Annotated in this window: 13 protein-coding genes; all 13 read right to left on the bottom strand. The window is 41.1% G+C overall.

Features of this window, described 5'->3' with window-relative positions; translation table 11 throughout:
• Window positions 1–33: 33 nt before the first annotated feature.
• Complete coding sequence (locus tag VK179_06160; protein ID HLO58305.1) at window positions 34–1,824, bottom strand: tetratricopeptide repeat protein; 1,791 nt, start codon at window positions 1,822–1,824, stop codon at window positions 34–36.
• A gap of 20 nt (window positions 1,825–1,844) precedes the next feature.
• Entirely contained in the window at window positions 1,845–2,792 is a 948-nt protein-coding gene (locus tag VK179_06155; protein HLO58304.1) for a substrate-binding domain-containing protein, read from the bottom strand.
• Window positions 2,779–3,006 (bottom strand): hypothetical protein, encoded by a 228-nt coding sequence (locus VK179_06150; GenBank protein HLO58303.1) that lies wholly within the window; start codon window positions 3,004–3,006, stop codon window positions 2,779–2,781. Before VK179_06150 ends, VK179_06155 begins: the two co-directional genes overlap by 14 nt.
• Window positions 3,007–3,303: 297 nt before the next feature.
• On the bottom strand, window positions 3,304–4,425 hold the full coding sequence (locus VK179_06145; protein ID HLO58302.1) for an ABC transporter permease: 1,122 nt from the start codon (window positions 4,423–4,425) through the stop codon (window positions 3,304–3,306).
• A 7-nt stretch (window positions 4,426–4,432) separates the two neighbouring features.
• Window positions 4,433–5,539, bottom strand: a complete 1,107-nt coding sequence (locus tag VK179_06140) for an ABC transporter permease (GenBank protein ID HLO58301.1) — start codon at window positions 5,537–5,539, stop codon at window positions 4,433–4,435.
• A 15-nt stretch (window positions 5,540–5,554) separates the two neighbouring features.
• A complete protein-coding gene (locus tag VK179_06135; GenBank protein HLO58300.1) occupies window positions 5,555–6,286 on the bottom strand; it encodes an ABC transporter ATP-binding protein in 732 nt (243 codons plus the stop codon).
• On the bottom strand, window positions 6,283–7,194 hold the full coding sequence (locus tag VK179_06130; GenBank protein ID HLO58299.1) for an ABC transporter ATP-binding protein: 912 nt from the start codon (window positions 7,192–7,194) through the stop codon (window positions 6,283–6,285). The genes VK179_06135 and VK179_06130 overlap by 4 nt, the downstream gene beginning before the upstream one ends.
• Window positions 7,195–7,402: 208 nt before the next feature.
• On the bottom strand, window positions 7,403–8,308 hold the full coding sequence (locus tag VK179_06125; GenBank protein HLO58298.1) for an HlyD family efflux transporter periplasmic adaptor subunit: 906 nt from the start codon (window positions 8,306–8,308) through the stop codon (window positions 7,403–7,405).
• 24 nt (window positions 8,309–8,332) lie between these two features.
• Window positions 8,333–9,610 carry a TolC family protein gene (locus VK179_06120; protein HLO58297.1) on the bottom strand — a complete coding sequence of 426 codons (1,278 nt, stop codon included), beginning with the start codon at window positions 9,608–9,610 and terminating at the stop codon, window positions 8,333–8,335.
• Window positions 9,611–9,612: 2 nt separating this feature from the next.
• A complete protein-coding gene (locus VK179_06115) occupies window positions 9,613–10,230 on the bottom strand; it encodes a TetR family transcriptional regulator (protein ID HLO58296.1) in 618 nt (205 codons plus the stop codon).
• Between the two features lie 284 nt (window positions 10,231–10,514).
• The gene (locus tag VK179_06110; protein ID HLO58295.1) at window positions 10,515–11,261 is read right to left on the bottom strand and encodes a LytTR family DNA-binding domain-containing protein; all 747 of its coding nucleotides are present in this window, start codon (window positions 11,259–11,261) and stop codon (window positions 10,515–10,517) included.
• Between the two features lie 6 nt (window positions 11,262–11,267).
• Window positions 11,268–13,238, bottom strand: coding sequence for a histidine kinase (locus VK179_06105; GenBank protein HLO58294.1), 1,971 nt, complete (start codon window positions 13,236–13,238; stop codon window positions 11,268–11,270).
• A gap of 78 nt (window positions 13,239–13,316) precedes the next feature.
• Window positions 13,317–14,708, bottom strand: a complete 1,392-nt coding sequence (locus tag VK179_06100; protein HLO58293.1) for a RagB/SusD family nutrient uptake outer membrane protein — start codon at window positions 14,706–14,708, stop codon at window positions 13,317–13,319.
• Between the last annotated feature and the right edge of the window lie 2 nt (window positions 14,709–14,710).

Here is a 14,710-nt window from a genome sequence, read left to right as displayed (position 1 = left end):
ATTATCTTCAACAGTACAAATTACTTTTATGCATCAATGCTGAGCATTAATAACCTTGGTAAGTTCAGCAACGGCTTTCTGATAGTCCTTATTATTTGGATCAAGCTGAAGAAGTTGATTGTAAATATCCCTTGCATCAACATACTTCTTTTGCTTGAAATAAACAATAGTCTTACCTGAAAGCGCTTTTGTCTGCCATGCCTTATTATTAGGATCCAGGTTATACATTTTGTCATACCAGGAAATAGCATCAGTCCAATTTTCCTTCATTAAGTTATAAGAACCAAAATAATCGTATGCTTCCTGTAATGCATTTTTGTATTTATCGGTTTCATTTCCGATTTGATTTATTACCTGTTCAAATACTGGAGCTGCTAATCCCTGGGAAAGATCAGGATCCATTGATGAAGCTGTTCTTGCCAGCCATAGTCTTGCATCGATATTTGCCGGATCATTATTCACAATGTTTGTAAAGGCTTCCTGTGCTTTCGGAAAATCCTTCATGTTATAATAAGCACGGGCTATCATAATCTTATCCGGTTTATCTTCCCAGCCTTTTTCAGCTTTCATCTGAAAAACCCTGATTGCATCCTGATACCTCTTTGAATAATAATAATCGGTTGCAATTTCAGCCAGAAGACCTCTGTCGCCCTCATCCATTGAATAAGCCTTATTCAGGTTCTCAAATGCCTGGTTGAGCATCAACGAATCGCCTTTTGCCATTTTGTACAAAATTTTACCATAGTAGGCATAGTCACGAGCGATGATGTTTTCCTGCTTTGCATTTTTGAAGAAGATGTCCATGTACATTTTAGCTTTATCCAGGTCCTGCGGTTTCATATCGTAGGCACTGTATCCGGCAATGCGGTTCAGGTAATTCCTGGAGTTATCAACTTTCAGAACTTCCTCAACAACACCCAGTGCACCTGCATAATCCTTTGAACGGAAAAGCGAGTTACCGTAACGGATCTTTGCAGGAACGGTGTTACCCGACAACTGCATGTATTTATAATAATACGTTTTGGCAAGATCATGACGTCCGCCCATGGTCCACAACTCACCGAGGCTCCTGTAAACAGGGGCGAAAGTTGAGTCGATTTCCTTTGCTTCCTCAAAATAGGGACGGGCAGCCACGAGATTCGGTACCCTCATATAAATGTTCCCGATCTTAATCTTCGGAAGGGGTGACTTCGGATCTTTATTAAGAGCCTGGTTGTAATTAACCAGGGCGTTTGACGCATCATTCATCTTAATATAGACATCGCCGAGTGTCAGGTAAATATTAGGATCATTCGGATTTAACACCTTAGCTCTATCGCAAAAACTAATCGCTTTCTGGAAACGGTTAACTTTACCATACATCTGTGCGGCAGCAAGATTGGTGAGTATGGTAGCGAATTCAGGATAAACTTCCTTTTTCTTTAATCCTTTTACAGGAACGGCTGCTTCGGCCTTTTTGAAAAATTCATCTGCTTTTGTTGTGTCACTGCTCCGTAAAAGTGTAACAGCGCCCATACCAATTTGATTCAACACGTTGGCCGGAGCTTTTTGAATGCCGGCCTGAAACATGGATTCTGCTTTCCTGGCAAACTCATCCTTCGAATTGGAGAAGGTATCAGCCAGGTAATCTTTCAATAAAGCATCACCATAATAGTAATAGAGGTTTCCGTTGGAAGGGTCTGTCTTGATAAGCTCGTCCAACATCTTCTCCGCCTCTTCAAATTGCTGGCTGTTGATCAGGTTCAGGGCCGATTTGAGGTCCTGGGCCTGGCTCAGAGCGTTCAATGAGATAAGGCAACAAAGCAAAAAAGTTATCGGTTTCATTTTAAGTACAATTATATTTGTTATTCACTTCTTGTTTGAATCAAGCGTATAGGCATCGTTGCCGGAAGCATTCCCATTTTCAGTACGATCCGCTGACCTGAATCATAGGCAACAAATTTAATAAATCCTCTGCCAAGTCCTGTTGTTGTTTCACGGGTTACTGCATAAACCTCACGGATAAACGGATACGTTTTTTGTGCAATATAGGCAGGATGCGGAGTATAATAATCACTTCCTTCTGCCTCCTGTGTAACGGCAACCACTTTAATCCTGTTCAGAAAATTATGGGTAATCGAATCATCAGGATCACTGATCCAGTTGACACTGATAATGCCAATCGAATTCGGGTGATTTTCTACATAATCAATTACAGCAGGATTTGAATTTGCCGAATAACAATATTCAGGCAAAGCGGTGATACCAAATTTGTCCATGATATATCTCACATTAGAGGAACCCTGGTTGTCAAAAACAACTTCCATATTCCCCAGGCGAGAACGATTATCGATCTGCTTCCATGTTTTGGCTTTTCCTTCAAAGATGTCCTGGATGCTGCCATAACGAAGTTCAGTGTTCGGATTTTGCTTGTTCACAACAAAAGCCACAGCATCCCAGGCTATAGGTGTAGTCCTCGGGATGATCAGTTTCTCCTTAAGGAAAGCTTCCTCATTTGAAGTAAGTTTCCGGCTTGTAATCATTGTACGGATGGAATCCGCCATAAAGAGCTTGAGTATGCTGTCTTCAGAAGCATTAATGGGAGTGATTTCAGCGTATTTATAAAGGTTTTTGAACACCTCAATCTCTGCATCAATAAGCAGCTTATATCCTTCATCCACTCCTATTTTAATATCGCCCCGGGTTGGTGTTTCCTTATTGATTTGTTTATCACTGTACCCGGTGCAGGAAGCAGCAAGCATCAAAGATAAGCCTGCCAGCAAAACCGAATATTTAATATTAGTTTTCATCATCTGCTTCCTTTCGCTCTTTACTTCTCTGATAAATAATGACCGATCTGAATATTCCATACCCTATTACAGTCACTCCAAAAATCGTGCGAAACTCTTTCGGGACATTAACCATCTGGGGTGCGAATAAAATATAGAGACCGAAAGCGACGAATAACAGGGCTACTGCATAGCCTATTAGCGTCATAAAATCCGGTATTGAATCTCTGTTTAACATTCTGTCAATTGTTTGTGGTTTTCCGTACATGACGTGCCCCGCGTAAAGAGGCGTAAATATATAAAAAAGTTACAAAAAAAATGCCGAAGCGACAAATAACTCTATATTATAGTGTTATCTTACGACAAACGGGTATTACATCACGACGAATCATATTGCTTTGCTGTTTCCATATCACCTGTTTTATCAATAGATGATCATGAGAAACAATTTCCACAATATTACCAGAAAATATTATAAAAAAACTTCAAATACCTGTCACAGAAATACTAAAACGGTGCAATTGGTTCAAATCCGTCAGGCGATTTTTCTGTATCTCCACGTGGCAAGCGCTGTTAATGATACAGCCATAACGGACATGATGGCAAAATCAATCGACAGATCGGCGAATCCCGAACCCTTTAACAGGATCATCCTGTTAATGCGAATGAAATATGCCAGCGGATTTACAAGATTTACATTTTGTGCCCAATGGGGCATACTCTCGGCCGGCGTGAAGATACCGCTCAGCATAACAAATGTAACCATGACGAAGAAATTCAGAAACTGTGCCTGCTGCTGTGTTTGCGACAGAGTGGAAATGAAGAGCCCTATTCCCAGTACTGCAATCAGGTATAATGCGGCAAAGGCAAACAGTAACAATAAGCTGCCTTCCATGGGTATATTGAATAACAGTTTCCCGAGGGTCAAACCCAGGGCCAATTCAAACAAGGCTATGATCCAGAATGGAACGAGTTTCCCGATAATGAACTGGTATTTACGGATAGGCGTTACGTTAATCTGTTCAATTGTGCCGATTTCCTTTTCACGAACCAGGTTTAATGAAGTAAGAAACATTCCGATGATCGTCAGCAATAAGGCAAGGATGCCGGGAACCATATATAATTTGAAATTCAGCTGGCTGTTGTACCAGAACCTGTAATCGACATTAACCGATTTCAGTGGCATCTGTCTGATTGCATTTGGTCCCGCCGATGAAAGCTTTTCTGAGTAAAAAGAATTGATGATCTGTGCAGCATAACTGTTCATCAATCCGGCTGTCATGCCGTTAATAGCGTCCACCTGAACCTGTATGTCGCTCTTCCCCGATTTATAGAAGTCTTTTTCAAAATCACCGGGGATTACCATTATCATATCGGTATTGTTTTTCAGCATCTCTTCTTCGGCCTCTTTTTCAGAAAAACCGCGGGAGACAACGTTGAAAAACGGTGAATGGGTGAACTTTCGGATTAATTCGGCCGATAAAGACGATAAATCCTTGTCTACAAACAGGATGTCGATGTTCTTCATATCCATTGTTGCCGCATTGGCCAGGATAACAAGCTGGACAAAAGGCAGCGCAAATATCATCGGTATCATGGTCTTATTACGCATGACCTGGAGAAACTCCTTTTGAATGATAAACAGAATAGTTCTCATAGGATATCTATTGTAACCGGATCTTAAACCGGAATGAACTTACAAGTAAAAAAAACGAAGTCATGCCGATGAGGATCATTGTTTCAGACCATATTTCACCTATGCCGGTTCCCTTAAGCATCACATTTTTAATAATGGTAATGAAATATTTCGGCGGCATAATGCTGCAGAGCCATTGCAGAATCCGTGGCATATTCTCAACAGGAAAAATAAATCCTGATAAAAGCAGGGTTGGCAGCAAAAGTGCGAATGCGGCAATAAACATGGCCGTTACCTGGCTGTTGCTGATGGTTGAGATCATGATCCCAAGAGATAAGGCAAGGGTAATAAACAGTATGGTTTCGGCAAAAAGAAGCACAATGCTGCCGCGTATGGGCAGATGAAAAATGAAGTAACCCATCAGTATAATTACTGTGGCATTTATAAAAGACAATATAATATAAGGAGTGACTTTGCCGGCTATTATCTGAACAGGCTTCAGGGGTGAAACCAGCAATGCTTCCATGGTTCCCGTTTCCTTTTCACGGGTAATTGAAATAGAGGTCATCATGGCCGAAACGAGCATCAGTACAAGAGCCATTGTGCCCGGTACAAACATGAAGGCACTTTTCAGATCGGCATTGTACATCATTCTCACCGGCACATTGATTACCTGTGGCAAAGGAACATTCCGGTTGACTTCTTTTAAATAATCGGCAACGATCCCCTGGGTATACGAGACAATCATTCTTGCAGAGTTCGGGTCAGAGGCATCGGCAATTACCTGGAGCGCACTTTTGTTTTCGCGCTGCAGTTTGTCTGCAAATCCTTCTTCGAAAACAATAACTTCTCTTACTTTTCCGGATTTGAAAACCGATTCGATTTCGGTATCGGAATCCAGGTAACTGTATAACCTGAAAAATCCTGAAGACAGTATTTTCCCAGTAATATCAAATGTCACAGGATCCTTAGATTTATCGAGTATAGCGATATTCACATCCTGGATCTCATTGCGGATTACAAATCCGAAAATCAGGATCTGTGCGACAGGCAGGCCGAAAAGAACAACCAATGTCCGTACATCGCGAAAAATGTGAATGAATTCTTTTTTGACAAAACCGAGAAATTCTTTCATGCTAAAAATTATTAATCACTTCCTGGCAATTTTCAGAAATACTTCATCCATGCTAGCTGCCTGGTATTGCTTTTTGAGATTATCAGGCGTATCAAGTGCTTCAATTCTTCCTTCATTCATGATGGAAACCCTTTCACAATACTCCGCTTCATCCATATAATGGGTGGTTACAAAAATGGTTGTACCCTTTGCCGCACTGCGGTAAATATATTCCCAGAACTGCCTGCGGGTTATAGGATCCACGCCACCCGTTGGTTCATCCAGGAATACTATGGCCGGTTCATGAAATATGGCTACTGAAAAAGCTACCTTCTGCCGCCAGCCAAGCGGAATATCTTTTACAAGCAAATCGGCCGTGTTTGATAAATCCAGTTCCCCGATCAGTTCTTCGGTTTTCCTGCGGATTGCGGTAGATGACAATCCGTAAATCCCACCGTAAAACCTTATATTTTCCCTGATTGTAAGATCTTCATAAAGTGAAAATTTCTGACTCATGTAGCCGATATTCCGTTTGATCTTCTCACGCTCAGTGTAGGCATTGAACCCTGCCACCGAGATTTTTCCCGATGTAGGGTAAGATAATCCGCAAAGGATGCGTATGGCAGTTGTTTTACCGGCACCATTGGCTCCAAGGAAGCCAAATATTTCTCCCTGGTAAACATCAAATGTCAGGTTATCATTTGCCGTAAAATTTCCGAATTTCTTAACGAGATTAGAAACAGATATGATAGAATTTCCCTTGTTCATTTTGCAGAAGTATTATGACTTTCAACCGCTTCAATAAAGCAATCTTCAAAGTCGGGTTCAATACTGCATATTCTGGCCTCTGTATTCCTTGCTGAAAGCTCCTTTTCAAGCACAGTCACATCCGGGGAATCCAGGGCAACATGAATGGAATGACCGAACAGATAAGCTCTCTGAACATTCCGGATACTTCTGACCACTTCAAGTGTTTTCAAACGGTCAGCTGTATGAATTTCATAAAGAGGTGTACTGAAATCTGCCAAAATTGCGCCAGGTGTATTTTCTGTCATTACCATTCCATCCTGCATAAGGGCAACCCTGTCGCATCGTTCGGCCTCATCCATATAAGGTGTTGAAACAAGGATGGTCATGCCCGATTCTTTCAATTCATGAAGGGTTTCCCAGAATTCCTTACGAGAAACCGCATCAACCCCGGTAGTCGGTTCATCAAGTACCAACAGGGCAGGATTATGAATCAGTGCACAGCAAAGAGCGAGCTTCTGTTTCATGCCGCCGGAAAGATTTTGAGCCAACCGGTTTTTAAAAGGTTCAAGGAAAGAATATACAGGCTTAATAAGATGGTAATTGGCATCCACTGTAGTTCCGAAAATCGTGGCGTAAAAAGTAAGGTTTTCAGAAACAGTGAGATCAGGGTAAAGCGAAAACCGGCCTGGCATATAACCGGTAAATTTCCTTATGCCGGCATAACCTGTCACCGTGTCAAATCCTTTCACTGTGATTATACCTTTGTCGGGTATCAGCAAGGTGGTGATCATCCGGAATAAGGTGGTTTTGCCTGCACCGTCTGGACCAATCAACCCAAAAAGGGTGTTTGACCCGATAGATAAGGTGATGTCCTTAACCGCACCGGTTTCACCGTAGAATTTGCTGACGTTGGTTATTTCAATCATTGTTATTTCATTCAATGTTACATTTTGGAAACAGGGTTGCACCCTGTGCTGGGTTGTCGCGCCCTTTCAGGGCTCCCACTCTCCCACTCTCCCACTCTCCCAGTCTCCCACTCTCCCAGTCTCCCAGTCTCCCACTCTTTTCTCATCTCTCTCTTCTCTCCTCTAACTGCTCACCTCTCCTTACTCCTTCCTCCCTACTCCTTCCTCCCTACTTAAATCTGACCTCCCCGGGCATCCCGATCTTCAGCCTGCCATCATTGTTAACCCTCACTTTAACAGCATAAACCATATTTACTCTTTCCTGCTTTGTCTGTATAATTTTCGGAGTGAACTCAACTTGTGAAGCCACCCAGCTTACAATGCCCTTAATGGTTTGCATTTCACCGGATTCGGAATCAATAGTAACATTCACAGTATCGCCGATCGAAACAGATGAAAGTTGTGAACCGCTTATATATACCTTGAGTTCCATTTCATTCAGATTGGCCAGTTTGAAGAGGGCTTTACCGGGACTTACCAGTTCTCCTGCATCCGTGTATTTTTCAAGGATTGTTCCGTCTGCGGGACTTACAATCCTGCATTTGCTGATCTGGTTATCGACTTCCTGAAGCTGGGCTGAAAGAACCGATTGCTCGCCTGCAATGATGCTCTTTTGGCTTTTTAGGGCTTCGGTCTGCGAATCAAGAACCTTCACTTTTCCGTTGATATCATCAAGTTGCTGTTGTGTGGCAGCCTTATCATTATAAAGGTTGGTAATGCGGTTCACTTCTCTTACAAGGTTTGCCCGCTGCTCATCCTGCACCCTGAGTTGGGCATCCAGGTTTCTGATTCGTGCCAGAATTACTGAATGCTGAGCCATTAACTGGTTTTTCTTAATAGAAACATCGGTTGAATCAATCCTGCCCAGAAACTGTCCTTTATTCACTTTGTCTCCCTCATGGATTCCAAATTGAATCAATTCACCCTGCGATTCTGCTGAAACGATGACTTCATCGGTTTCGAAATTTCCATAGGCATCTGCGCTGTCTTTGTCACCTTTACAGGCATTAAATACAACAGTAATACCTGTAAGCAGCAGGATTTTAAATGAAGCGGACCGGAGAATGCTTTTCATAATCTTATTTATAAATGTTTTTAACTATAATTTTCCTTCGAGCAATGCGTAATTACAAGCCGACTGCATCCTGAGGATTTTGTGATTCTCGAACTGAAGCCTGGCCATTATCTCCGCATTCATATCGGTGAGATAATCTGTAGAAGTGATAATACCGTTATTCAGTTTGGAGAAACTTGAAACAGTGACTGACTTCCGTATACTCAGAATTTTTTCATCCGTAACAATCAGGGAATCATATTTTTCCATGTTCATCTTTTCCGTAAGCAATTGTATTGTAAGTTGATTGTTAAAATTATCCTTCTTTACATCTACAAGTTCTTTCTGTAATTCCAGCACTTTCTTTTGTCTTTTGCTGTCGCCGTAATTCAGGAAATTCCATTTCATTCCGGCACCCACAGAATAGAATGAGTGAAATTCGTTGCTTATCATGTTAAATCCCGGACGACCATAAGCAATCTGAGAAAAAGCAAAGAATTTGGGAAGGTCGCCTGCACCAATGAGTTTCTGGTTGACCGAAATCTTCTCTTTCTGGCTTTCGAAAAGGCCGAATTCTGGTCGTATTCCGGACTCATTTGGTGTTACCTGATCAGGTTGGGTAACGATTGCAGTTTCATTTATTGTGGAATCAATTAGCACTGACAGGATCCTAATGAGATTGCTCCGCATTAACCTGACTTCGGTGAGTTTTTGCTGCATAATATATACCTCTGCATCCATGGCCAGAAGATTATCAGATAATACTGCACCATTTCTGACGCCGGATTCCACCAATTTTCTTTTCGATTTTAATTCCTCCAGCGAAACGCCGAGAATTTCGCTGTTTTTCTGTGTAAGCAGCAATGAAAAATAGACCTGGTTTACCTGTTGACGGGCAGCAAGCAGATCAACCTCTGTCTGTTGAATACTTGTATTAAAATCAGCTTTTTCTGCCTGCTTAAGAGTGCGGTTAACGCCGCCGTCATAAATCTGCTGGCTGATGTCGGCCCAGACTTTGTATTGGTCCAGGGGAAGAGAAGGAACTGAAACAGGCACGGGCATTTTACTAAAGACATCAGAAAAATCAATAGTTTCGGAGTTATATAATGCCTGCGCATTGATACCGGCAGATGGAAACCAGTTGTTTGTAATATTTTTCAGCTTATCAGACAAAATCTGGGCAGAGATATTTTTCTGCCTGTAAGCAGGATTTTTAATGGAGGCGAGATTCAGGCAATTCTGAAGCTTAAGTGTATCGGATTGCTGTGCAGAAGATAATAAACAAAGAAGAATGCCGGTAAAAACAATGCTGAGCCTTTTCATGATCATATTTTTATTGCATTAATAATAAAATCGGCCACCACAACTTTTCGTTCTTCGAGAAATTGCTGGTAATCCTTTTCGTTATTATTGAAGAAAAGCCGTTGAGCCAATGGCCGGGCAACAACAGGGAATATACACAGAGAAATTATATTGACGATCAGGTGTCGTGGATCCATGGGACGGATCGTCCCTTTTCGGATTTCGTTTTCAAACTGCCGGATGAATATTTCAGGTTTTACACCGGCTTCAACCATATTCTGAAAAATATTGTCGGGATTACGATTGATCTCATGAATAACAAAAGCAGGAATGAATTTATTTTTCATGAGGAGGTCAATGTATTCGGCAGTCAGTTTCCTGATCTTTTCAAATACATCAATATCCGAATTCAGGATATCCGTTATTTGCGGCAATACGAATCTGAAGGCATATTTCAGGACCTTGCCGAAAAGTTTCTCCTTGGTCCTGTAATAATAATGGAGCAACGATTTATTGATTTTGGCCTCATCGGCTATCTGCTGCATACTGGTGCCATCAAGTCCGTTAAGCACAAACACCTTCTTTGCAGCCTCCAGTATCTTCTCCTCAGTTGATTCGGTTATCTCCGTATTCTTGACCATATAATTTAATTATTTGGTTTAACCAATTGGTCAAATTTAGATAAATTTTTCGATACTGCAAACTTTTATTCTCTTTTTTTAAACATCTCACCCTCGGAGGGTCCCTTTTCCTTCGGAAAGCTTGGAGTAGTCACATCATCCTAAGAATTTGACACCCTCGGAGGGACTATTTTCCTTCGGAAAGCTTGGAGTAGTCAAATCATCCTAAGAATTTGACACCCTCGAAGGGTCACTCTCGGAGGGTCCCTCCGAAGGGGCCCCACCCTTCGAAAGCCGGACAGTTTTTATTTGATAATATGCTGTTTTATTGCTTTAAGGAAGAAATCTTTTTTCGTTCTGGATATGGGTATAATTGAACCATCAACCATTTCGACATACCCTCCATCATTTTTGAGATATGATTTTATTAACTTCAGGTTAATCAGGTGGGAGTTATGTACCCTGAAGAAGGTTGAATTTTCAAGTAACAGCTGGTAATCATTCAAACATTTTGAAACGGTAAATTTCCTTTTTTGGGTCAGATAAAAATTGCAGTAGCTTCGGTCAGCCTCCATTCGTATTATATCATCAATTAAGATATATTCATATCCCTTTAATGTGGGGATTGACAATTTCTTATAACCCGCTGTAAGATTCTCCATAAGAACATGGATCATATTCACTTCCGTTCTAACGAATGATCTCGTGGCTTTATTAATAGCATCAATTAATTCAGATATATCAACCGGTTTCAGGATATAATCAATGGCGCTGTATCTGAATGCCCTGATGGCATGCTCATTATAGGCAGTGACAAAAATAACTTCAAATTGCCTGTCGGGTATACGATTCAGCAGCTCAAATCCATTACCGCCCGGCAGGTTAATATCAAGAAAAACTATGTTTGGCTTCTTAATAAATATTTCAGAAAGTCCATCCTCAATATTCATGGCGTAGCCAACTATCCTTGCATCCGGGCAGTATTTTGCAATGGCGCCGGATAAGAAATCAATGGTATCCTGTTCATCATCGATGAGTAAAGTATCAAACATAACAGGTTAATTAAAAATGGGCAGGATAATCTCAACCTTGGTTCCCGAAGGATGTTCATACCTGTCCTTCAGATCAATATATCTTATTCCCAGCTTATTTCCGTATAAAGATTTAAGCAGTTTCATCCGGGTCTGGGTAATTGAAGTTCCTAATGAGATATGATGCGATATAGAGTTATATTTCAATTGCCCTGCCCTGTCGCGGCCAATTCCATTGTCCTGAATAGTACAATAAATTGACCGGTCGATCAGGCTGAAATTCACATCAATTCTCCCCTTGCCTTCTTTATTCTGAATTCCATGCCAGATTGAATTTTCAACGAAAGGCTGAATCAGGAATGAAGGTATTTTAAACTGAATGGGATCGATCTTGCCGTCAATTTTAATCTGGTAATCGAATTTGTTCTTAAATCTTACTGATTCAAGGTTCAGGTATAGGTTTAGCATGTCAATCTCATCCTGGACCGAAAGATACTGTTTCTGGGAACTTTCAAGAATTTTCCGCATCAACTTTGAAAACTTTGAAAGATATTCAATTGACTTTGTTGCATCGTTGTGAAATATATAGGACTGAATTGATGTCAGGCAGTTAAATACAAAATGCGGATTCATTTGCTGATTCAGATTTTTCTGTTTCAACTCAATGATTTTATGTTTGGTGAGCAACCGCTGACGGCTAACAATAAGAAATGTTATTATAAAAATTAAAATAAAAAAACCACTGATAATCAGGAGAACGATTCTGGCTTTCGAAATTCGGATGCGCTGAATTTCATTTTCCGATTTCAGGAGACGGTTTTCCTTGTCTTTTTTGTCGGTTTCATAGGCTGTTTGTATTTCAGCAACGCGCTGCTGGAGTTTAACGTCCACGATCTTTTTTTCGAGCTCGTGAAAATGAATATAGTTTTCCAGGGCTTCATGATTCTTCCCCGCAGCCGAATCAAGTTTGAACTGGTATAAATAACATTCCTTCAAGGCTGTTAAATCATTCGACAGGCTGAATATCTCAAAACATTCTGTAAGTTCTTTTTGAGCGGCAGCATATTGTTTTGATTTAATCTTTATGCCGACAATTCTTAACAGGGTCATCGACTGAGCCAGAATATCATCCGACCTTTCAAGCATTACCATTCCTTCCTCAAGAGCAGACCTGGCTTTCTGAATGTCTTCGGTTTCAGCATAGATATCACCAAGGGTTTGATAATTTAAGCCAATGCCGTACTCGTTATCGATCTCTTTGTTAATGGCAATAGCTTTCTGACAATAGATGAGCGCCGTGTCATACACCTTAAGCTGGCTATAAGTAAGCGCAACACTGTTTAATACACAGGCCTGGTATGTTTTGTCGCCGCTTTTTTCGATATAATAAAGAGCCCTTTTGTAATTTGTCAATGCTTCATTATAGTTACCGACTTTCTGGTTGATCTGACCAATATTCGAATAAAAGTATGATTGTACCCAGTAGGCAGATTTATTTCCAAATTGCCTGATTACAGGCGGTAAGGTTTTATTCCGGTTCATGATTTCAAGCAATCTTGCACCTTCATGGGCATTCTGCAAAGAAAGATCAAGGCTGCCGGTAAGTAAATAAAGATAATTCAGGTTATTATAAACCCTGATTTGTTCAATGGTGTCCTTTCTTGACTGATCAAGCTGGAGCGCTTTCTTGTAATAATACAGTGCTTCATTGAGTTCACCATTTAATGTGCTTGCATTTCCATAAACCGTATAGTATTCCTGTAAATTGCTGCTGTCGCTGTTTTTTGATATCAGAATGAGCTTATGTAGTAAATTCTTGCTTAAAACCGGATCTATCCGTGAATAGTATTTGGCTGAATCGAATAATGTTTTTAACCGGGAAGAATCCTGCCAGATTTCAGGATCATCTTCCAGAATTTCAGTGCAGTTAATTCGCACATGAAATAATAGGAAAAGGGTAAGCAGAAACAGCAATCGTATTCCGGAGAATTTATACATCTGGTTTTATTCTGGTATTACATTTACCATCTCCATTATATGACCGTTTGTTAAGTGCTTACCCCATATCATGATTAATTATAAATTCGGATTGGTATCCGTTTCTTTTTTTGGCAGCGGAATGATAAGCCTGGTGGAATTCCAGGGTATATCTCCCACATTTTTCTTCCAGCGTTTGTAATCGGGTAACCGGTGTCCTTCAAATATTAATTCTTTATATCGTTCAAACCTTATATCTTCGAGATTAACAGGTTGGATTCCTGTGGTGTCAATGCCCGCACGATCCCTAATTATGGCGATATCCCGGGTAGGCGTATTACTGCCGATCAATGAGCCTCCGTTATCCAGCAGTTCCTGGTTTGCTTCGGCACGGGTCAGATACATCTCAGCCAGCCTGATAAAAGTAAGATTCGTATTATACCGGAGCCACTTGGCGCTGTAAATTCCACGGGCTCTTTGACCGAATCCCACATAAAACAAACTGTTAATATCGCCTGAACTAAATACATCGCTCTGAACCACTCCCCTGAGATCACCCGGAGCGTAGACCGAATTAATAAATGATTCGGATATCACCATTTCAGATCGGCCGACTTCTTCAGTACTTGCATAAAATGCAGTCATTCCGCCGTTGCTCTGACCTTCATTATCCAGTTCAGTTTGCTGCCACGACATTATATCCTCTTTTGTATTCGCTTTCTGGTTAAAAGCCTGAAGCGGAAATTCAATCAGGCTAAACAAACCTGATGATATGACGGTATCGGCCATTGCTGCAGCTTTGGCATAATCACCTGTTGTAAGGTAGAATCTTGAAAGCATGGCATACGCTGCGTAACGGCTTGCAAAGAAATTTTCTTCCTCGGGAAGCAGGTTAACGGCCTTCAGAAGATCCTGTTCTGCAAAATCGAAAATCTGTTGCACAGTAGACCGTGAGGGATAAGTCACCTGGCTGAACTTCGTTACTCCCTGTTCAATGAGGGGAACGGCAGGGTTTCCCATAGCACCATCACCGTAGGGAAGACTGAAGTAACGAACCAGGTCAAAATACATTATTGCCCTGAGAAATCTGGCATCGCCTTCCAGTTGCAGTTTTGTTTCCTGATCATCAACAATACTGAGGTTTTCAAGTATCAGATTGCATCCGTTTATAGTACGGTAAGCGTATCGCCAGGCATCTTCGCCCCAGGAAAAAGTATTTACAAGTGATTTATTGCTCAGGTCGTGAAGTTCTTCGAAAGTTCCCAGGAAAGTTATTTCACCGGTATCAGCAAGCATCTCCGCGAAATGATAATAATACTGTCCATATACATGCCGTGCGTTCGCGTAACAGCTGTTTTTAAGACTTACAAGACCTTCTGGGGTCGATAAAGCCTTATCCATATCATCGTAAGATGTAGGATCAATTTCAAGTTTTTCGGTGCAACTGATTACTAAAACCAGTAAAGCCAAAATATTTATAAGTCTTTTCATGA

This window comes from Bacteroidales bacterium (genome assembly GCA_035299085.1).
Taxonomy (GTDB): Bacteria; Bacteroidota; Bacteroidia; order Bacteroidales; family UBA10428; genus UBA5072.
This window is presented reverse-complemented; position numbering and strand designations above follow the sequence as displayed.

Bases quoted from the DNA above. Each gene is read 5' to 3' on its own strand.
- VK179_06160 (HLO58305.1), bottom strand. From the start codon at position 1,824: ATGAAACCGATAACTTTTTTGCTTTGTTGCCTTATCTCATTGAACGCT.
- VK179_06155 (HLO58304.1), bottom strand. From the start codon at position 2,792: ATGATGAAAACTAATATTAAATATTCGGTTTTGCTGGCAGGCTTATCT.
- VK179_06150 (HLO58303.1), bottom strand. From the start codon at position 3,006: ATGTTAAACAGAGATTCAATACCGGATTTTATGACGCTAATAGGCTAT.
- VK179_06145 (HLO58302.1), bottom strand. From the start codon at position 4,425: ATGAGAACTATTCTGTTTATCATTCAAAAGGAGTTTCTCCAGGTCATG.
- VK179_06140 (HLO58301.1), bottom strand. From the start codon at position 5,539: ATGAAAGAATTTCTCGGTTTTGTCAAAAAAGAATTCATTCACATTTTT.
- VK179_06135 (HLO58300.1), bottom strand. From the start codon at position 6,286: ATGAACAAGGGAAATTCTATCATATCTGTTTCTAATCTCGTTAAGAAA.
- VK179_06130 (HLO58299.1), bottom strand. From the start codon at position 7,194: ATGATTGAAATAACCAACGTCAGCAAATTCTACGGTGAAACCGGTGCG.
- VK179_06125 (HLO58298.1), bottom strand. From the start codon at position 8,308: ATGAAAAGCATTCTCCGGTCCGCTTCATTTAAAATCCTGCTGCTTACA.
- VK179_06120 (HLO58297.1), bottom strand. From the start codon at position 9,610: ATGAAAAGGCTCAGCATTGTTTTTACCGGCATTCTTCTTTGTTTATTA.
- VK179_06115 (HLO58296.1), bottom strand. From the start codon at position 10,230: ATGGTCAAGAATACGGAGATAACCGAATCAACTGAGGAGAAGATACTG.
- VK179_06110 (HLO58295.1), bottom strand. From the start codon at position 11,261: ATGTTTGATACTTTACTCATCGATGATGAACAGGATACCATTGATTTC.
- VK179_06105 (HLO58294.1), bottom strand. From the start codon at position 13,238: ATGTATAAATTCTCCGGAATACGATTGCTGTTTCTGCTTACCCTTTTC.
- VK179_06100 (HLO58293.1), bottom strand. From the start codon at position 14,708: ATGAAAAGACTTATAAATATTTTGGCTTTACTGGTTTTAGTAATCAGT.